Below are 15596 nucleotides of genomic sequence, written 5' to 3' on the forward strand. Positions count from 1 at the left end.
CCGCTCTCAAGGCCTGTTTTTCAACCCAAAGCCCAGCGCGACCAGCGCAAACACGATGATCATGCCGGCGAACGCCAGGCTGGCCGCGATGGGGCTGGCATAGGTCGAGATGATGCCAATGCCGATGACGGGCAAGGCATTGCCGATAAAGCAGCAGATGAAGAAGCTGGATACCACTTCGGCGCGGCGATCCTCCGGTGCGATCTCGTTCACCACCTGCAGGCTGCCACGATAGCCGAGTGCGGCCGTCACGCCGCAGCAGGCGGTGGCGGCGATCATCAGCGCCATCGACGCCAGCATCTGCGCCGCCACCACCATGAGGATGCTGGGAATCATCAACGCCAGCGCGGTCAGCATGGCCTTGCCGCTCTGCATTTGCTTCAGCGCTACGATGCTGAGCGCGGTGACGATCGCCAATTCGAAGAACAGCGCACCGGCGACAGCATGGTTCGTCTCATGCAGTTGCTGCGCCAGGATGCTTGGCGCCACCGCGGCATAGAAGCCGACCAGCGCCATGGCGCCGAAACCGGTCACCGCCGGCGCGACGAAGCGCGCGCGGATTTCATCCGGCACGGCAAAGTGCGGCCGCATGGAAATCTGCCCGAGGCCGCCAGGCTCCGCCACCGTTTCGCGTGTACGCCAGACCAGGATGAAGACGAATACAAGCGCCGCCAGATAAACGATGAAGACCAGGCGCAAGGGCCACGGTTCATACTGCGCCAACAGTCCCGAAACGAGTGCGCCGAAACCGAGGCCCAGGAAATTGGTGCTGGTAGCAATGACGCTGGCGCGCGCCTTGTCAGCGCCGGGGAGAAGCTCGGCGATCCATGCCGTTCCGGTCCCCGCGCCGACACCGATGCCAAGCCCGCTCAGGACGCGCGCCACATCGAGCAGAACGACATTGTTGGCGAACAGAAAGACAAGCGCGCTGGCGACGGCGACGATCATGGCCGCGAGAGCGGCAGGCCGGCGCCCAACGACATCCGACGCGCCGCCCAACATCAGCAGGGCGCCGAGATTGCCGACGACATAGACCGCGTAGACCAGCGTCAGCGTGATCTGTGAAAAGCCGAATTGCTGCTTGTAGATGATGTACAGCGGCGTCAGCACCGTGCTGCCGGCAAACAGAACGGCGATCATTGTGGCAACCACCGGAATTGCGAGAGCCTCGCCGCCTGCTTCGTTGCGCGTATGCGCCAAGTCACGAATGGCCATGGCCAAACCTCTTCATCGGTTCAGGGATCGCGACCTTAACGCGCCCTTACTCCCGACGTTCCGGCCGGCCGGCGGGCTCCTGACAGCATGACGGACGTTGCCCCGAAACCCGCCGCCTGAACAGGCCCGAATCGGAGCCGATGGTTCCGATCCGTCACGACATCCTGTCGTGTGACCCCGCTAAAATCCGCTATTTGCAGGAGAAACCCGGTGCGATCTTGCACTTCCCGGGACGCGGTTTGTGCGGCGGGCGATGGTGCGGAGGACGGTGCGGCCGATGCTGCCAGTGCGGCGGACGATGCGGCGGGCGCACGATGATCACTGGCGGGCGAACGACATGGGCCCGCGAGAGATAGCCGGAACTGGCCCAGCCGCTGAGGCCGCCGCCATGGATTCTGCACCAACCCGGCTGGCAGCCGGTGACGTTCACCCTGTAGCCGACTGGCAGCGTCCCCACCTTGGCATATCCCGCCCCGGGCCCGGAGCGCACGTTGAGGTTGGTGGTGGTGTGGGCGCTGTAGGCGAACGCGGCGGCCGACGTGCCGAGGATGGCGGCCAGAATGGTCGCGAGGCAGAGCAGAAATCGAAATCTCATCAGTCACTCCATTCGATCGCTCGGCCTTATGTGATTCAGCCGAGGCTGTCTTCGATGGAGGACTGTGGCAAGAAAAGTCAACAATTTGCCACAGCAAACCATTGCCGCGAGCCGGCCTGGCGGGAGAGTTTCCCCTGATATAGTTGAGAAATTCCCCGGATGGCGTTTATCGGCCTGACAACATCAGCTAACGATTTACCATCTTCAACGATCGACACCGGACATAGGGCGCAAATCATGGGCAAAGGCAGGGTCGAGGCATTCACCGACGGCGTCGTGGCCATCATCATCACCATCATGGTGCTTGAACTGAAGGTGCCGCACGGCGAGGATCTCTCGGCCTTGCTGCCGCTATGGCCGATCTTCTTCAGCTACGTGCTGTCCTTCATCAACGTCGGCCTTTACTGGAACAATTTGCACAATATGTTCCACACCGTGCAGCGGGTCGACGGCCGCGTGTTGTGGGCGAACCTCAATCTCCTGTTCTGGCTGTCGCTGATGCCGGTGACGACGGCCTTCATGGGCGAAAACCATTTCGCGCCGGTGCCGGTCGCCGTCTACGGCGCCGATCTTGCGCTGTGCGCCATCGCCTACTTCATTCTCGTCGTGACGCTTCACCGATTGCACGGCAACGATACGGCCTTTGCCAGGGCGATCGGCAACGACCGCAAGGGCAAGATCTCGCTTGTCGCCTATCTCTGCGCCATCCCGCTGACCTTCATCAGCCAGTGGATCGGCGTCGCGATCTATGTACTGGTTGCCCTGGTCTGGCTTGTGCCGGACCGGCGTTTCGCACGCGTGATCGAAAAATAGGGATCTATTCGCGCATCGCTTTCAGCTTCTCGGCCACCGACGCGGCAAGATCGGCGTAGCGCTCTTCCAGCCGTTCCGCCGCCTTGATGACCGCAAAGTCATGGCCGAACTTTTCCAGCGCCATGCGCAGCTTCTCGACGAAATCCGCCTGTTTTTCCAAGGCGGAAAACAGCGTCTTCACCTGTGCTTCGTTGATCTCGGGGTTTGCCAGCATCTGCGGCACTTCGCGGTTCATCTGATCGCCGATGGTGGTCTGCTGCTTCAGGATTTCGATCCAGTCCGTCAATCGGGAAATCTCCTTTTTGCGAGGCACCATGCGCAGTCTCGGCTGGACCGGTCAACCCGGCCCATGCCGGCTGCTGAAGCGCAGCCAGGCGCGTGGAGGCTTGCGCCAGCCCGCTCCGGCGCTAAGTTCGGCGCCATCGCAAGAAGGAATCCGCCGCCCATGCTGACCGACGCAGAACTCCAGACCGCTTTGCCCGCGCTTGGTTCGGGCAATGCCGCAGTCATTACCGGCGCTGCCAGCGGCATTGGTCTTGCCGCCGCGAAGCGGCTGGCTCTCATGGGCATGAAGATCGTGCTTGCCGATGTCGCCGGCCCGCGTCTTGAGGATGCGGCCCGTATTGTGTCCGCGATCGCCGGCGACGATGCCGTGCTGGCCGTCGCCGCCGATGTTTCGAAGGCACAAGACGTGGATCGTCTCGCCGAAAGAGCCTTTGGCGCCTTCGGCAATGTGTCGCTGCTGATGAACAATGCTGGTGTCGGCAACAACCCGGGTAAGCCGTGGGAGAACCGCGACGCTTGGAAGCAGCTGCTGGACATCAATTTCTGGGGTGTCGTGCATGGCGTCGAAGCCTTCGTGCCCCGCATGCTGGCGGCCCGCCAGCCGGGCCTGATCGTCAACACCGGCTCCAAGCAAGGCATCACCACGCCGCCTGGAAACCTTGCCTACAACGTCTCCAAGGCCGGCGTGAAGACCTTTACCGAGGGACTGGCGCATGCCCTGCGCAACGAACCGGGTGCCCATCTGTCGGCGCATCTGCTGATCCCGGGCTTCACCTATACCGGCCTGACCGAGGGTGCGACCGAGAAGCCGGCCGACGCCTGGACCGGCGAACAGGTCATTGATTTCATGCTGGAATCCCTGACAAAGCGCGACTTCTACATCCTGTGCCCTGACAACGAGGTGACGCGTCCGCTGGATGAGAAACGCATGGCCTGGGCGATCGGCGACATCATCGAAAACCGCCCTGCTCTGTCGCGCTGGCACCCCGACCACAAGGATGCCTTCGCGGCATTCATGAAGCAATGAGCATGTCCGAAAAATGAGAGCCGGTGTTCGGATCGGGTCGCATTCGAGCAACGACGGAACCCTTGGGGGTTAACCGGTTTCAGCCGGTGCTTCGAGCCACCTGCTTTTTCGGTTTGCTCTTTGACGCCACGGCTTTCTTGGCAGCTACGGCCGCGATTTTCTCGTCATGCCGCTTCGCTGCCCGCTCGCATTTGGCACGGATCTCCTGGACCTCGGCTTCGGTCAGATGCTCGATACCGATGAAGGTGTTCTTGGCTTCGCTGACCCGGATCAACTCGTCCAGTTTGGCCTGGATTGCCGCGCCGTCTCGATTCTGGGTGTTTTGGATGAGAAACACCATCAGGAAGGTGATGATCGTCGTCCCGGTGTTGATCACCAGTTGCCAAGTGTCCGAGAAGGCGAAGAGTGGGCCGCTTACTGCCCAGATGATGACGATCAGGCAGCAGAGTGCGAATGTCGGCGACAGCCCCGCAAGGTGGGCTACCCGGTTGGCGATTTTGGTGAAGAGCTTCTCGATCATGGGGTCCCTCAAACAGCGCCGCGCCGTGCGGTACGCCGGAAGGAACAACCGGCGGCCATATCGGGTTCCCATCGGAAAGAAATACAACCGCCGCAATCGAATGCACGCATCAAGGGAATCGGAAGGACAACACACTTTATCGGTTTGGTGTCACAGTAACGGTGCAGGCAAAACAGGCCTGTTCCTTCCGCTTCACAGCGGTTTACCTCCAGCCCCTTCCGTTGCGCCACCCCCGCATGACGGAAGGGGTTCAGTCCGGAGCGCTCGCACAGTGGTTCCCTGAAGCGCGCCTTTGGCGCAAATGCGCGTGCTCTTCAGCCGCGCCGGCGTCACTCACGCGGCGTGATTTTCCCAGCGGTCCAGGAAGGTCTCGATGGTCATGGCCTGCATGTCGGGAACGGCGCTGGCGAGCTTTTCGACCGGCCAGTCCCACCAGGCGAGAGCCTCGATCCGCGCCGCGATATCGGCTGCGAAGCGCGGCCGAAGCGGCTTGGCCGGCACCCCGGCGACGATCGTATAGGGCGGCACGTCATGCGTGACGACGGCATTGGCACCGATGACGGCGCCATTGCCGATGGTGAGGCCGGGCATGATGACGGCGCCGTGGCCGATCCACACGTCATGGCCGATGCTCACGGCCTTCGCCTGGCGCCGTTCGCGGAATGCGGCATCGACGCCCAGCCAGCGGAAATATTCGTTGGGCCGGTAGCTGACCTTGTGCTGGGTCAGCCGCTCGATCGGATGATCCAGCGCATTGATGCGGCTGTTGGCGGCAATCGAGCAGAATTTGCCGATGTTCGTGTAGATCGCCTCGGCGTGCCGGTCGAAATAGGAAAAATCGCCGACGCTCACTTCGCGCAGCACCACCCGCTCGCCGATCGAGGCGTAGCGGCCGAGCTTGCATGCTTTCAGCTCCGCCGTCGGATGGATACGCGGCTCAGGATCTTTCAGCACGAGATTTTCGGAACGGTCCATACGGGCGGCTTTACGTCAGGGCAATAGCTCCCGCAAGTCGGGAGCAATTGTCGGTCGGGTCAATTGCACGGAAAAACGGATCCATCTATTTCGGTTTGCCCTTGGTCCACACCACGTTCTGGCCGTAGAGTGGCACGGTGGTGACCGACATTTTGGCCGAGCCGTTCTGCACCTGGCGCGAATGCGAGAGGTAGATCAGCGTCTCGTTGGCCTTGTCGTAGATGCGGTTCACCACCTGCTTCTTCCAGATCAGGCTGATGCCTTGCTTGAACACCTCCTCGCCGCCTTCGCTCATGTCGATGTCGCCGATGGTGATCGGACCGGTCTGGCGGCACGAAATCGAGGAATCGGAAGGATCCTCGAACCAGTTGCCCTTGTGCAGGCGGTCGATGATGCCGCGGTCGAAATAGGACACGTGGCAGGTGACGCCGTCCACCTTCGGGTCCTTGATCGCTTCGACGATGATGTCGTTGCCGAGCCAGTCGACGCCGACCTTGCCGACTTCATCGGCGACTGCGGCACCGGCGCCAAGGACAAGGCACGCGGCCAGAGCGCCGCCGATCAGATTTCGCCCAATCAGTCGTTGCAAGATAGCCTCCGAGGTTCGAGTTTGCCGGTCTCAGGTGGGGCGAAGGACATTGCATTGCAAGCCGCCGGTCCCGATCAAAACGCCGGGATAGGTCACGGCCGGTTGCGTCAACGCGGCACCTTTGCGTGTACCCGGTCGAACCGCTAAGACTGTTCGCCGAACCAAGGGCTGCCTGGCCATGGCCGGCATGCCGATGAAATTACAAGACGGAATCCTACTGATGATGCGCTCAATACTGGTCGGCATTCTCGTCCTGATGGCGGCCGGCATAGGCTGGCTGACCTTCGACTGGTATCGCGGCCACTATGGCGGCGAGCCTTTCGGTGCCGCCTTTACGCTGGTCGACCAGAAAGGCGCGCCGATCACCGAAGCCGCCTTCCGGGGCCACCCCAGCGTCGTCTTCTTCGGCTTCACCCATTGCCCAGAGGTCTGCCCGACCACGCTGTTCGAACTGTCCGGCTGGCTGAAGACGCTTGGTGACGATGGCAAGAACCTGCATGCCTATTTCGTCTCGGTCGATCCGGAGCGCGACACCCCCGCGGTCATGAACGCCTATGTCAGCAATTTCTCTGACCGCATCACCGGCATATCGGGCGACCCGGACAAAGTCCACGCCATGGCGAAGTCCTTCGGCATCTACTGGAAGAAGGTCGACACCGGCGACGGCGACTACACGATGGACCATACCGCCTCGGTGCTGCTGCTCAACGGCAAGGGCGATTTCGCCGGCACGATCGCCTATGGCGAAAGCGCCGACACCGCGGTGGAAAAGCTCAAACGCCTCGCGGCCAAGGGCTGATGCGAATCCATGACCCAGACGCGGCTCCATTTCACCGCCGGCAAGATCGAATCCACCAGAATTTTCGCCGCCCTCGATGCCGCCTTTGAGGACGAAGGCTTGCCGATAGCCGTGCTGGAGGTCGATGAGGACGCGGACATTCATGAAGTCTCTCTCTATGCCGACGGCGATGTGGATGCGGTCGAGGCGCGGGTGAAGGACATTCTGGCAGGGCTAGCCCTGTCCAGGCCGGTCGAGCGCGAGACCTTGCCCGATATCGACTGGGTGGCGCGCTCGCTGGAAGGGCTGAAACCGGTGCGTGCCGGCCGTTTCTTCGTGCATGGCGCGCATGATCGCCGCAAACGCCACAGTGGCGAGCTTGCCATCGAGATCGAAGCGGGGCTGGCCTTCGGCACCGGCCACCACGGCACCACCGCCGGATGCCTGGAAATGCTGGAAAAGGTGACGCGGCGCGAGCGGCCGCGCAACGCGCTCGATCTCGGCACCGGCAGCGCGGTGCTGGCCATCGCTGTGGCCAAGCTCTTCCATATTCCCGTGCTTGCGACCGACATCGATCCGGTGGCGGTAAGCGTTGCCGCCGCCAATGCACGGCTCAACCACGTAAAGGCGCTGGTGGAGACGGTGACCGCGCCCGGATTCCACCATCCGATCTTTGCCAGGCGTGCGCCTTTCGGCCTGATCATCGCCAACATATTGGCGCGGCCGCTGATGCGGCTTGCTCCGGAAATGGCGCGACACATCAGCCTCGGCGGCTCGCTGGTGCTGTCAGGCATTCTCGACCGGCAGCGCGACGCGGTGATCTCCGCCTATGTCGGCCAGAGTTTTCGCCATGTCAGAACGCTGCACCGCGAAGGCTGGGTGACGATCCATCTCAAACGGTGACGCAGCCCCGTCTGGCCCTGCTGAAAATCGATTCCGGTTTCCAGCTCCATGCGCTACGGTCGGGCACTATCGAGGGAGACGCCACCATGTTCCAGACCTTTGATTCCGCTGGCAATCCGGCCGTCGGCAGACCGCGCGTGGCGCTGCTGCGCCAATGGCTGGCGGAAAACGGCCTGGATGGATTTGTCGTTCCCCGCGCCGACGAGCATCAGGGCGAATATGTCGCCGACCGCTCGGCGCGGCTGAAATGGCTGACCGGCTTCAGCGGCTCCGCCGGCGTTGCCATCATCCTGCGCGACCGCGCCTTCATCTTCGTCGACGGACGCTACACGCTGCAGGTGCGCGGCGAGGTTGATCTCAGTATCTTCTCGATCGAGAGCCTGGTCGACAATCCGCCTGCAAATTGGCTCAAGGATAACCTCGGCAAGGGCGCGCGGCTCGGCTTCGACCCCTGGCTGCACACGATCGGCGAGGTCAAGGCGCTGCGGGCCTCGGCCGAAAAGACCGGCGCTGTGCTGGTGCCGCTCGAGACGAACCCGATCGACATAATCTGGAAGGATCAGCCGGAACCACCGGTCGCTCCCATCGAACTCCATCCCATCGGTTTTGCCGGCGAGCTCGCCAAGGACAAGCTGGCGCGGCTGGCGGCGGCGATCGGCAAGGAGGGCGCCACCCATGCGGTGCTGACGGATCCCTCCTCGATTGCCTGGGCCTTCAACATCCGTGGCGGCGACGTACCGCACACGCCGCTGGCGCTCGGCTTCGCTGTCCTCGCTGCCGACGGACGGCACCGGCTATTCATGGACAGCCGAAAATTCTCGCGCCAGGTTGCGGCGTATCTCACCCAGCTTGCCGAGCCCCATGAGCCCGGTGAATTCGAGGCCGCGGTCGTGGCGCTGGCCAAGAGCGGCGCGAAAATCGCGCTAGACCCCGTTTTGGCCGCCTACAGGCTGCGCATGCTGGTCGAGGACAACGGCGGCGAGGTGATTGCCGCTCCCGACCCGGCCCGCATCCCGCGCGCCACCAAGAACCAGGCCGAGATCAACGGCTCGCGCGCCGCGCATCGGCGCGATGGCGCGGCGGTGGCGAAGCTTTTGTGCTGGCTCGACCGCCAGAAGCCCGGCTCGCTCGACGAGATCGCGGTCGTCACCCGGCTGGAAGAGACGCGCCGGCAGACCGGCGAGGAAACGCAAATGCCGCTGCGCGACGTCTCCTTCGACACCATTTCGGGCGCCGGCCCGAATGGCGCCATCATGCACTACCGCGTCTCACGCGCCACCAGCCGCAAGCTCCAGGCCGGCGAGCTGTTCCTGCTCGATTCCGGCGCCCAATATCAGGACGGCACCACCGACATCACCCGCACCGTGCCGATCGGCCAGCCGACCGAGGAAATGCGCGAACGCTTCACGCTCGTGCTGAAAGGCATGATCGGCATTTCCACGCTGCGTTTCCCCGCCGGCACGCGCGGCTCGGAAATCGACGCCGTCGCCCGCATGGCGCTGTGGAAGCACGGCTGCGACTTCGCCCACGGCACCGGCCATGGCGTCGGCTCTTATCTGGCGGTGCACGAAGGCCCGCAACGCATCGCCCGCACGGGCACCGAAAAGCTGCTCGAAGGCATGATGCTGTCCAACGAGCCGGGCTATTACAAGGAAGGTTCTTACGGCATCCGCATCGAGAACCTCATCCTGGTGACGCCGGCCGAGCAGATCGACGGCGGCGACATCGCCATGCACGGTTTCGAGACGCTGACCCTGGCGCCGATCGATGTCAGGCTGGTGCGCTCGGATTTGTTGACCCGCGACGAGCTGCATTGGCTCGACACCTACCACGCCCGCGTGCTGGCCGAGATCGGCCCGATGCTCGACGGCGAGACGCTGGCCTGGCTGCAAAAGGCAACGGCGCCGTTACCGCATGGCGCTAAGATTTGAGTGCGTCTAAGGCGGCGACAGCGTTCGAACGATCGCGCCCGGAACTCTACCCCACGAACTGCCGCGCCAGGATCAGCATCGCCGCACCAGCCAAAAACATCGCCATCAGCCCGCCGCGCAGCGAAACCATGGCGGTGACAACCAATGCCGCCCATTCCGCCGGTCCGGCATTCAACAGTTCCGGCGCCACCAATGTCGTCAGCACCGCCGCCGGCACCGCGTTGAGGCCGGCCTCGACGCGCGGATGGATATTGTCGAAGCGCGAGATGACCAGATGCCCGCCGATCCGCGTAAGATAAGTGGCGATCGCGCCGGCGATGATGATCCAGAACGTCGTGCTCATGGCCGTGCCTTCACGCCTGAGTGGTGGGGCGGCAGGATGACGGCCAGCAGCACGCCGGCGATGGCGCCGATCGAGACGTGCCAGGGTGAACCTACCGTCTTGTAGGGGACGATCGAGGCGCACGCACTGGCGACGACCACCGGCAGCCACAACGGCCGCTTGCGGAAGCCCATCACCAGGCCAAGGAAATAGATCGGCAGCAGGAAATCGATGCCCAGCGCATGCGTGTCGGGGATGAGCTTGCCGAACACCGCGCCGAGCGCGCTTTCGATCACCCAGAATACATAGACCGGCAGGCCGAGCCCGAGATACCAGGCGAAGCCGACCGTCTCGCCGGACTGCGCCCTCGCCTCGGCGACGGCGAATTGCGGATCGGTGAGGATGAAGAAGCCGAGCGCTTGGCTGACCACGGGCCAGTGCGCTATGCGCCGGCCAATACCGGCGGAATAGAGCACATGGCGAAAATTGACGGCGAAGATTGACAGCACGATTAGCCACGGCGCGACATGCTGGCCGAACAGCTCGATGCCGACCATCTGGCTGGCGCCGCCGAAGATTAGCGCACTCATCAGGAAGGCTTCGAACACCGAGAAGCCATTGTCGACGGCCAGCGCCCCGAACAGCACCGCGAACGGCGCCGACGCCACAACGACGGGCATGGAAAGCCGCACGCCTTGCCAGAAATCGCTCTTTGCGCCGTGCCCGGAGATTGCGTCCGACACCATGGATAACTCCCAGGAGAATGGCCTGATCTAGGTAGCGTGGTCCGCCTTGTCACACGAATTCGGTTGAGCCCAACAATCAGCGGAAATGATTGCCAGGACCAATCCTAGCCCTGCGCCACCTTGCCCTCTATGGCCCTGCCCCAGTCGAGCAGCGGCTTGGCGCACATGGTGAAATCGACCAGCTCGTCGACCAGCGCCGCCGTGTGGATCCCCGCCGGATCGATGACATGCTGGACGTAGAAATGACGGTTGCGGATGGCCTCGGCCAGATCGGAATCACCGACATGCTCGAAGCCCCGCGGCGTGCGCTTCATGCGGCCCTCCGTCTCGAACTCAAGACCGTTCTTCTTCAAGGCGGCCACCAGGGCGCGGAACCTGTCCGGCCTTGCCGCGATGGCCTTGCGCATGGCGAGCAACAGTTCCGGGGCGGGCTGCCACCAGGCAATGTCGGCGAAGCAGCGTTCCAGCCCGACATGGACATAGAACACGCCCTGCTCCATCTTGGTGCCGTCGGGCGACAGGATCGCCGACAGATGCCGGTTGTAAGGCCGCTTGTCCTTGGCGAAGCGCACGTCCCGGTTGATCCGGAACAGTGATTTCTTGCGGTCGCCCTTGAGGCCGAGCCCGGCCTCGCCGAAACGGCGTGTGAGCGTCTCCACCAGATCGCCCAGCGGATCGCGCAATTCCTGTTCGAACAGGTCACGATTCTCTACGAACCACTCGCGGCTCTGGTGGAAATCAAGCGCCTTCAGGAACGGAATAGCCTTCTGGCCGAACCCCTTGAATTCGCCTGACATCATGCCTTGCCGATCCGCTGCAGCCACGCGTCCTCGTCTATGACCTCGATGCCGAGTTCACTGGCAAGCTTGAGTTTCGAGCCCGCGCCGGGCCCCGCCACCACCAGATCGGTCTTGGCCGAAACCGAGCCCGCCACCTTGGCGCCCAGCCGTTCGGCCATCGCCTTGGCTTCGGAACGCGTCATCTTTTCCAGCGAGCCCGTGAACACGACGGTCTTGCCCGCGACCACGCTGTCGGCCGAGACGGTGACGACATACGGCTTCGGCCTGACCTGTTTAAGCAACGCCTCAAGCACGTCGTCATTGCGCTCATTGCCGAAGAAATCGGCCAGCGCGTTGATCACCGTATCGCCGATGCCGTTGATCGACGGGAAGACACTATGCGGATCGTCAGCCGCCGCGGTCTCCTTGCCGACGCGGATCAGTTCCTCGATTGTCGAAAACGTCCGGGCAAGCACGGCCGCCGTCGTTTCGCCGATATGGCGGATCCCAAGCGCAAAGATGAAGCGGTCGAGCTCGGGTTCGCGGCGCGAATCGATCGCCGCAAAGAGCTTGTCCAACCCTTCATAGTTGCGGTCCTCGACGCTGCGCACATTCTTGCGCGTCTTGCCCGACGCCGCCTCGCGCTGCCTCGCCTGCTCCTCGCGCCGCTCGGCCAGCGCCTTGGTGACGGCGGGACGCCGATCCCTGAGCGTGAAGATGTCGGCGGCCGTCTTGACCAGGCCCGCATTGAAGAACAGGTCGATGTTTTCCGCGCCTAGTCCCTCGATATCCATGGCCCCGCGCGACACGAAGTGGCGCAGCCCTTCCACGGCTTGCGCGGGGCAGATCAGTTCGCCCGTGCAACGCCTGCGGGAATCCTCCTTGCCGGTCTTCTCGTTGATTTCGCGCGTCGCCGGCGAGCCGCAGATCGGGCAAGTATGTGGGAATTCGTAAGGTACGGCATCCGGCGGACGCTTGTCGACGACGACACTGACGATCTGCGGGATGACATCCCCTGCCCGCTGGATCACCACGGTGTCGCCGATGCGCACGTCGATGCCGTCGCGGATCGGCTGGCCGTTGCTGTCGAAACCCTTGATATAGTCTTCGTTGTGCAGCGTGACGTTCTCGACTACGACGCCGCCGACGGTCACCGGCGCAAGCCTTGCCACAGGCGCCAGCGTGCCGGTGCGTCCGACCTGGATGTCGATCTTCTGCACGGTCGTCATCGCTTGTTCGGCCGGAAATTTGTGCGCGATGGCCCAGCGCGGTTCGCCGGTGACAAAGCCCCACCGGCGCTGCAACTCCAGCTGGTCGACCTTGTAGACGACGCCGTCGATGTCGTAGCCCAAGGAAGAACGCTGTTCCTCGATGCGGTGATAATGCGCGATCAGTTCGCCGACCGACCTCGCCCGCACCATCAGCGGGCTGACTTTGAAGCCCCATTCCGCGAATTTCTGCACCGAATCGTATTGTGTCGGAGCGGGGTCGGCTGTCGTGTAGCCCCAGGCATAGGCAAAGAATTTGAGGTTCCGGCTGGCGGTGACCGATGGATCCTTCTGGCGCAGCGACCCAGCCGCCGTATTGCGCGGATTGACATAGTCCTGGCCGCCGGCGGCCGCTGAGCGCTGCTTCAGCGCCTCGAATTCGGCATAGGTCATGTAGACCTCGCCGCGTATCTCGATGATTTCGGGCCAGCCCGAGCCTTTCAGCCTGCCGGGAATATCGGCGATGGTCCTCAGATTGGCGGTGATGTCCTCGCCGACAGCGCCATCGCCGCGCGTTGCGCCCTGCACGAACACGCCGTTCTCGTAACGCAGCGACGCCGACAGGCCGTCGATCTTGGGTTCGGCCGTGAAAGCGATGTCGAGATCCTTGTCGCGGTCGAAGAAACGCCGGCCGCGTTCGATGAAATCGGCGACGTCCTCGTCGGTATAGGCCTTGGCGAGGCTGAGCATAGGCACCGCATGGCGCACCTTGGCAAAGCCCTCCGCCGGCGCGGCACCGACCCTGCGCGATGGCGAATCCTCGCGCACCAGGGCGGGAAAGCGCTGCTCGATGGCGAAGTTGCGCCGGGTCAGCGCATCATAGGCGGCGTCGGTGATAACAGGCGCGTCCTCGGTATGGTAGCGGCGGTCGTGCTCCGCGATCTCCTGCGCCAGGCGCTTCAGCTCCGCTTCGGCTTCGCTCTCACTGAGTGAATCGACTGGTCTTTCAGACATCGCACGGCTTCCCTGACCAATGCACGCCGCCCAAAATACGGTGCGATTTTGGGGCAACGACATGCGCAAAACAATAACCAAGGCGCGGCGCACTTTGGTTGGGCGCCACTATAAATCAGGATTTGGCAGGAGGGAGCCGGCCTGCGAAAAAATCATTCCTGAACAGCAGGATGCAGCCATATCCTGACTCGCCTTCACGGGAAACGAGCTTTCAGGCAGCCGCCGTATTCTCCCGCAGCAATCTCTCGGCGGCCGCGCGCGCTTCGTCGGTGATGGTGGCGCCGGCCAGCATGCGCGCGATCTCTTCCTGGCGCGCCGCCCGGTCCATTTCGGCGATGCCGGTCGCGACCTTGTCGGTGCTGCCGGACTTGGAGATCAGGAAGTGCGTCGCCGCGCGGGCCGCCACCTGCGGCGCATGGGTGACCGAGAGCACCTGCACGCGCCTGGACAATCTTGCCAGCCGCTGGCCGATGGCATCCGCGACGGCGCCGCCTACCCCTGTGTCGATTTCATCGAAGACCAGCGTTGGCGCCGAGCCCCGGTCGGCCAGCGCCACCTTCAGCGCCAGCAGGAAGCGCGAAAGCTCGCCGCCGGAAGCAACTTTCATCATCGGCCCGGGTCGCGTGCCGGGATTGGTGCGCACCCAGAACTCGATCTGGTCGATGCCCTCTTCCATGCGGCTCTCGGCCTCGCTCTTCATCTCGACGATGAAGGCGGCGCGTTCGAGCTTCAGCGCCGGCAGTTCGGCCATCACGGCCTTGGTCAGGCCGACCGCCGCGGCATGGCGAAGCGAGGACAACCGCGCGGCGGCGATGTCATAGGCTTCGCGCGCTGCGGCCGCCTGCTTTTCCAGCCCATGAAGGCGCTCCTCGCCGGCATCGAGATCGGCAAGATCGGCAACCATCGTGTCGCGCAATTGCGCCAAATCATCGACGGCAACGCTGTGCTTGCGCGATGCCGCGCGCAGCGAAAACAATCGCTCTTCCGCCTTTTCCAGCCGCTGTGGATCATATTCGGTGGCGCGCAAAGCCGCCTCGACACCCGACTGCGCCGCGTCGAGCGACAGCATCGCCTCATCCAGCGACTTGACCACTTCGTCGAGCAGCCCGGGGGCCTCGCCGGCCTTGCGCTGCAACCGCCTGAGCAGGCTGGCCAGTTGCGGCAAGGGCGAGGACGGACCCGAAAGCACGTCCTGCGCGTCGTGGATTTCGGAGGCGATCTTCTCGGCCCGCATCATGTGGGCGCGCAAGTCGGCAAGCTCCGTCTCCTCACCCGGCTGCGGATCGAGCTTGGTCAGCTCCGTGACCGCTGCGCGCAGGTAGTCCGCTTCGCGCGCCGCCGCCGCCACCTTGGCACGATGGCGCGAAAGCTCCTGCTCGCAGGCACGCCAGTGCCGCCAGGCCTCGCCCGTCGACCGGACGGCGCCGAGATGGCCGCCGAAGGCGTCGAGCACGTCGCGATGCGCGCCGGGATCGACAAGGGCGCGTTCGTCGTGCTGGCCGTGGATCTCGACCAGCGCGCGGCCGACTTCGCGCATCAGCGTCACACTGGACGGCTGGTCGTTGACGAAGACGCGGGTGCGGCCGTCTGCCGTCTGCAAGCGGCGCAGGATGATGTCGCCGTCGTCCTCGATGGCGTTCTCGGCGAGCAGCGCGCGCACCGGATGGTTGGGCGGCACGTCGAACACGGCAATCACCTGGCCCTGTGCCGCGCCGTGGCGCACCAGGGAAGCGTCACCGCGAGCGCCAAGCGCCAACGACAGGGCGTCGAGCAGGATGGATTTTCCGGCGCCGGTCTCGCCCGTCAGCACCGAGAGACCGGGCTGGAAGTCAATATCCAGCTTCTCGATCAGGACGATATCGCGGATCGACAGCCTAGAAAGCATCGTTACGCCTG

General features: G+C 63.6%; 16 protein-coding genes. 5 read left to right on the plus strand and 11 right to left on the minus strand.

The window, feature by feature from the left end; all coding sequences use genetic code 11:
- Window positions 1–6: 6 nt before the first annotated feature.
- Window positions 7–1215: an MFS transporter gene (locus tag FJ979_RS02805; RefSeq protein WP_140557553.1), complete on the minus strand. Its 1209-nt coding sequence runs from the start codon at window positions 1213–1215 to the stop codon at window positions 7–9.
- 190 nt (window positions 1216–1405) lie between these two features.
- Complete coding sequence (locus FJ979_RS02810; protein ID WP_140557552.1) at window positions 1406–1810, minus strand: SH3 domain-containing protein; 405 nt, start codon at window positions 1808–1810, stop codon at window positions 1406–1408.
- A 237-nt stretch (window positions 1811–2047) separates the two neighbouring features.
- Between FJ979_RS02810 and FJ979_RS02815 the strand changes: the two genes are divergently transcribed.
- The gene (locus FJ979_RS02815; protein ID WP_140495258.1) at window positions 2048–2623 is read left to right on the plus strand and encodes a TMEM175 family protein; all 576 of its coding nucleotides are present in this window, start codon (window positions 2048–2050) and stop codon (window positions 2621–2623) included.
- A gap of 4 nt (window positions 2624–2627) precedes the next feature.
- Here FJ979_RS02815 and FJ979_RS02820 read toward each other — a convergent pair whose 3' ends face one another.
- Complete coding sequence (locus FJ979_RS02820; protein ID WP_140557550.1) at window positions 2628–2909, minus strand: hypothetical protein; 282 nt, start codon at window positions 2907–2909, stop codon at window positions 2628–2630.
- Window positions 2910–3068: 159 nt separating this feature from the next.
- Here FJ979_RS02820 and FJ979_RS02825 point away from each other — a divergent pair, with 159 nt between their 5' ends.
- A complete protein-coding gene (locus FJ979_RS02825; protein ID WP_140557548.1) occupies window positions 3069–3935 on the plus strand; it encodes an SDR family NAD(P)-dependent oxidoreductase in 867 nt (288 codons plus the stop codon).
- Between the two features lie 79 nt (window positions 3936–4014).
- Here the strand turns inward: FJ979_RS02825 and FJ979_RS02830 are convergent, their stop codons facing one another.
- The 3 genes from FJ979_RS02830 to FJ979_RS02840 form a co-directional block, all read right to left on the minus strand.
- Window positions 4015–4455, minus strand: coding sequence for a low affinity iron permease family protein (locus tag FJ979_RS02830; protein WP_181165307.1), 441 nt, complete (start codon window positions 4453–4455; stop codon window positions 4015–4017).
- A 333-nt stretch (window positions 4456–4788) separates the two neighbouring features.
- Window positions 4789–5430, minus strand: coding sequence for a DapH/DapD/GlmU-related protein (locus FJ979_RS02835; protein ID WP_140580000.1), 642 nt, complete (start codon window positions 5428–5430; stop codon window positions 4789–4791).
- An 85-nt stretch (window positions 5431–5515) separates the two neighbouring features.
- Complete coding sequence (locus tag FJ979_RS02840; RefSeq protein ID WP_140630936.1) at window positions 5516–6019, minus strand: CreA family protein; 504 nt, start codon at window positions 6017–6019, stop codon at window positions 5516–5518.
- Between the two features lie 220 nt (window positions 6020–6239).
- On the opposite strand from FJ979_RS02840, the gene FJ979_RS02845 reads away from it, so the two are divergent.
- The 3 genes from FJ979_RS02845 to FJ979_RS02855 all read left to right on the plus strand — a co-directional run bounded on the left by FJ979_RS02845 (window position 6240) and on the right by FJ979_RS02855 (window position 9631).
- A complete protein-coding gene (locus FJ979_RS02845; protein WP_140495247.1) occupies window positions 6240–6818 on the plus strand; it encodes an SCO family protein in 579 nt (192 codons plus the stop codon).
- A gap of 9 nt (window positions 6819–6827) precedes the next feature.
- Window positions 6828–7700, plus strand: a complete 873-nt coding sequence (locus FJ979_RS02850; RefSeq protein WP_140580001.1) for a 50S ribosomal protein L11 methyltransferase — start codon at window positions 6828–6830, stop codon at window positions 7698–7700.
- Between the two features lie 86 nt (window positions 7701–7786).
- Window positions 7787–9631 carry an aminopeptidase P family protein gene (locus FJ979_RS02855; RefSeq protein ID WP_140580002.1) on the plus strand — a complete coding sequence of 615 codons (1845 nt, stop codon included), beginning with the start codon at window positions 7787–7789 and terminating at the stop codon, window positions 9629–9631.
- Between the two features lie 46 nt (window positions 9632–9677).
- On the opposite strand, the gene FJ979_RS02860 is transcribed toward FJ979_RS02855, so the two are convergent.
- The 5 genes from FJ979_RS02860 to recN all read right to left on the minus strand — a co-directional run bounded on the left by FJ979_RS02860 (window position 9678) and on the right by recN (window position 15585).
- Window positions 9678–9974: an AzlD family protein gene (locus tag FJ979_RS02860; RefSeq protein WP_140521204.1), complete on the minus strand. Its 297-nt coding sequence runs from the start codon at window positions 9972–9974 to the stop codon at window positions 9678–9680.
- Window positions 9971–10699 carry an AzlC family ABC transporter permease gene (locus tag FJ979_RS02865; protein WP_140580003.1) on the minus strand — a complete coding sequence of 243 codons (729 nt, stop codon included), beginning with the start codon at window positions 10697–10699 and terminating at the stop codon, window positions 9971–9973. Before FJ979_RS02865 ends, FJ979_RS02860 begins: the two co-directional genes overlap by 4 nt.
- A gap of 104 nt (window positions 10700–10803) precedes the next feature.
- The gene (locus FJ979_RS02870) at window positions 10804–11496 is read right to left on the minus strand and encodes a TIGR02453 family protein (protein ID WP_140580062.1); all 693 of its coding nucleotides are present in this window, start codon (window positions 11494–11496) and stop codon (window positions 10804–10806) included.
- Entirely contained in the window at window positions 11496–13700 is a 2205-nt protein-coding gene (ligA, locus tag FJ979_RS02875) for an NAD-dependent DNA ligase LigA (RefSeq protein ID WP_140521206.1), read from the minus strand. Before ligA ends, FJ979_RS02870 begins: the two co-directional genes overlap by 1 nt.
- Window positions 13701–13911: 211 nt before the next feature.
- Window positions 13912–15585, minus strand: a complete 1674-nt coding sequence (recN, locus tag FJ979_RS02880; protein ID WP_140580004.1) for a DNA repair protein RecN — start codon at window positions 15583–15585, stop codon at window positions 13912–13914.
- Between the last annotated feature and the right edge of the window lie 11 nt (window positions 15586–15596).

This window comes from Mesorhizobium sp. B1-1-6 (assembly GCF_006443035.1).
In the GTDB taxonomy this organism is placed as follows: domain Bacteria; phylum Pseudomonadota; class Alphaproteobacteria; order Rhizobiales; family Rhizobiaceae; genus Mesorhizobium.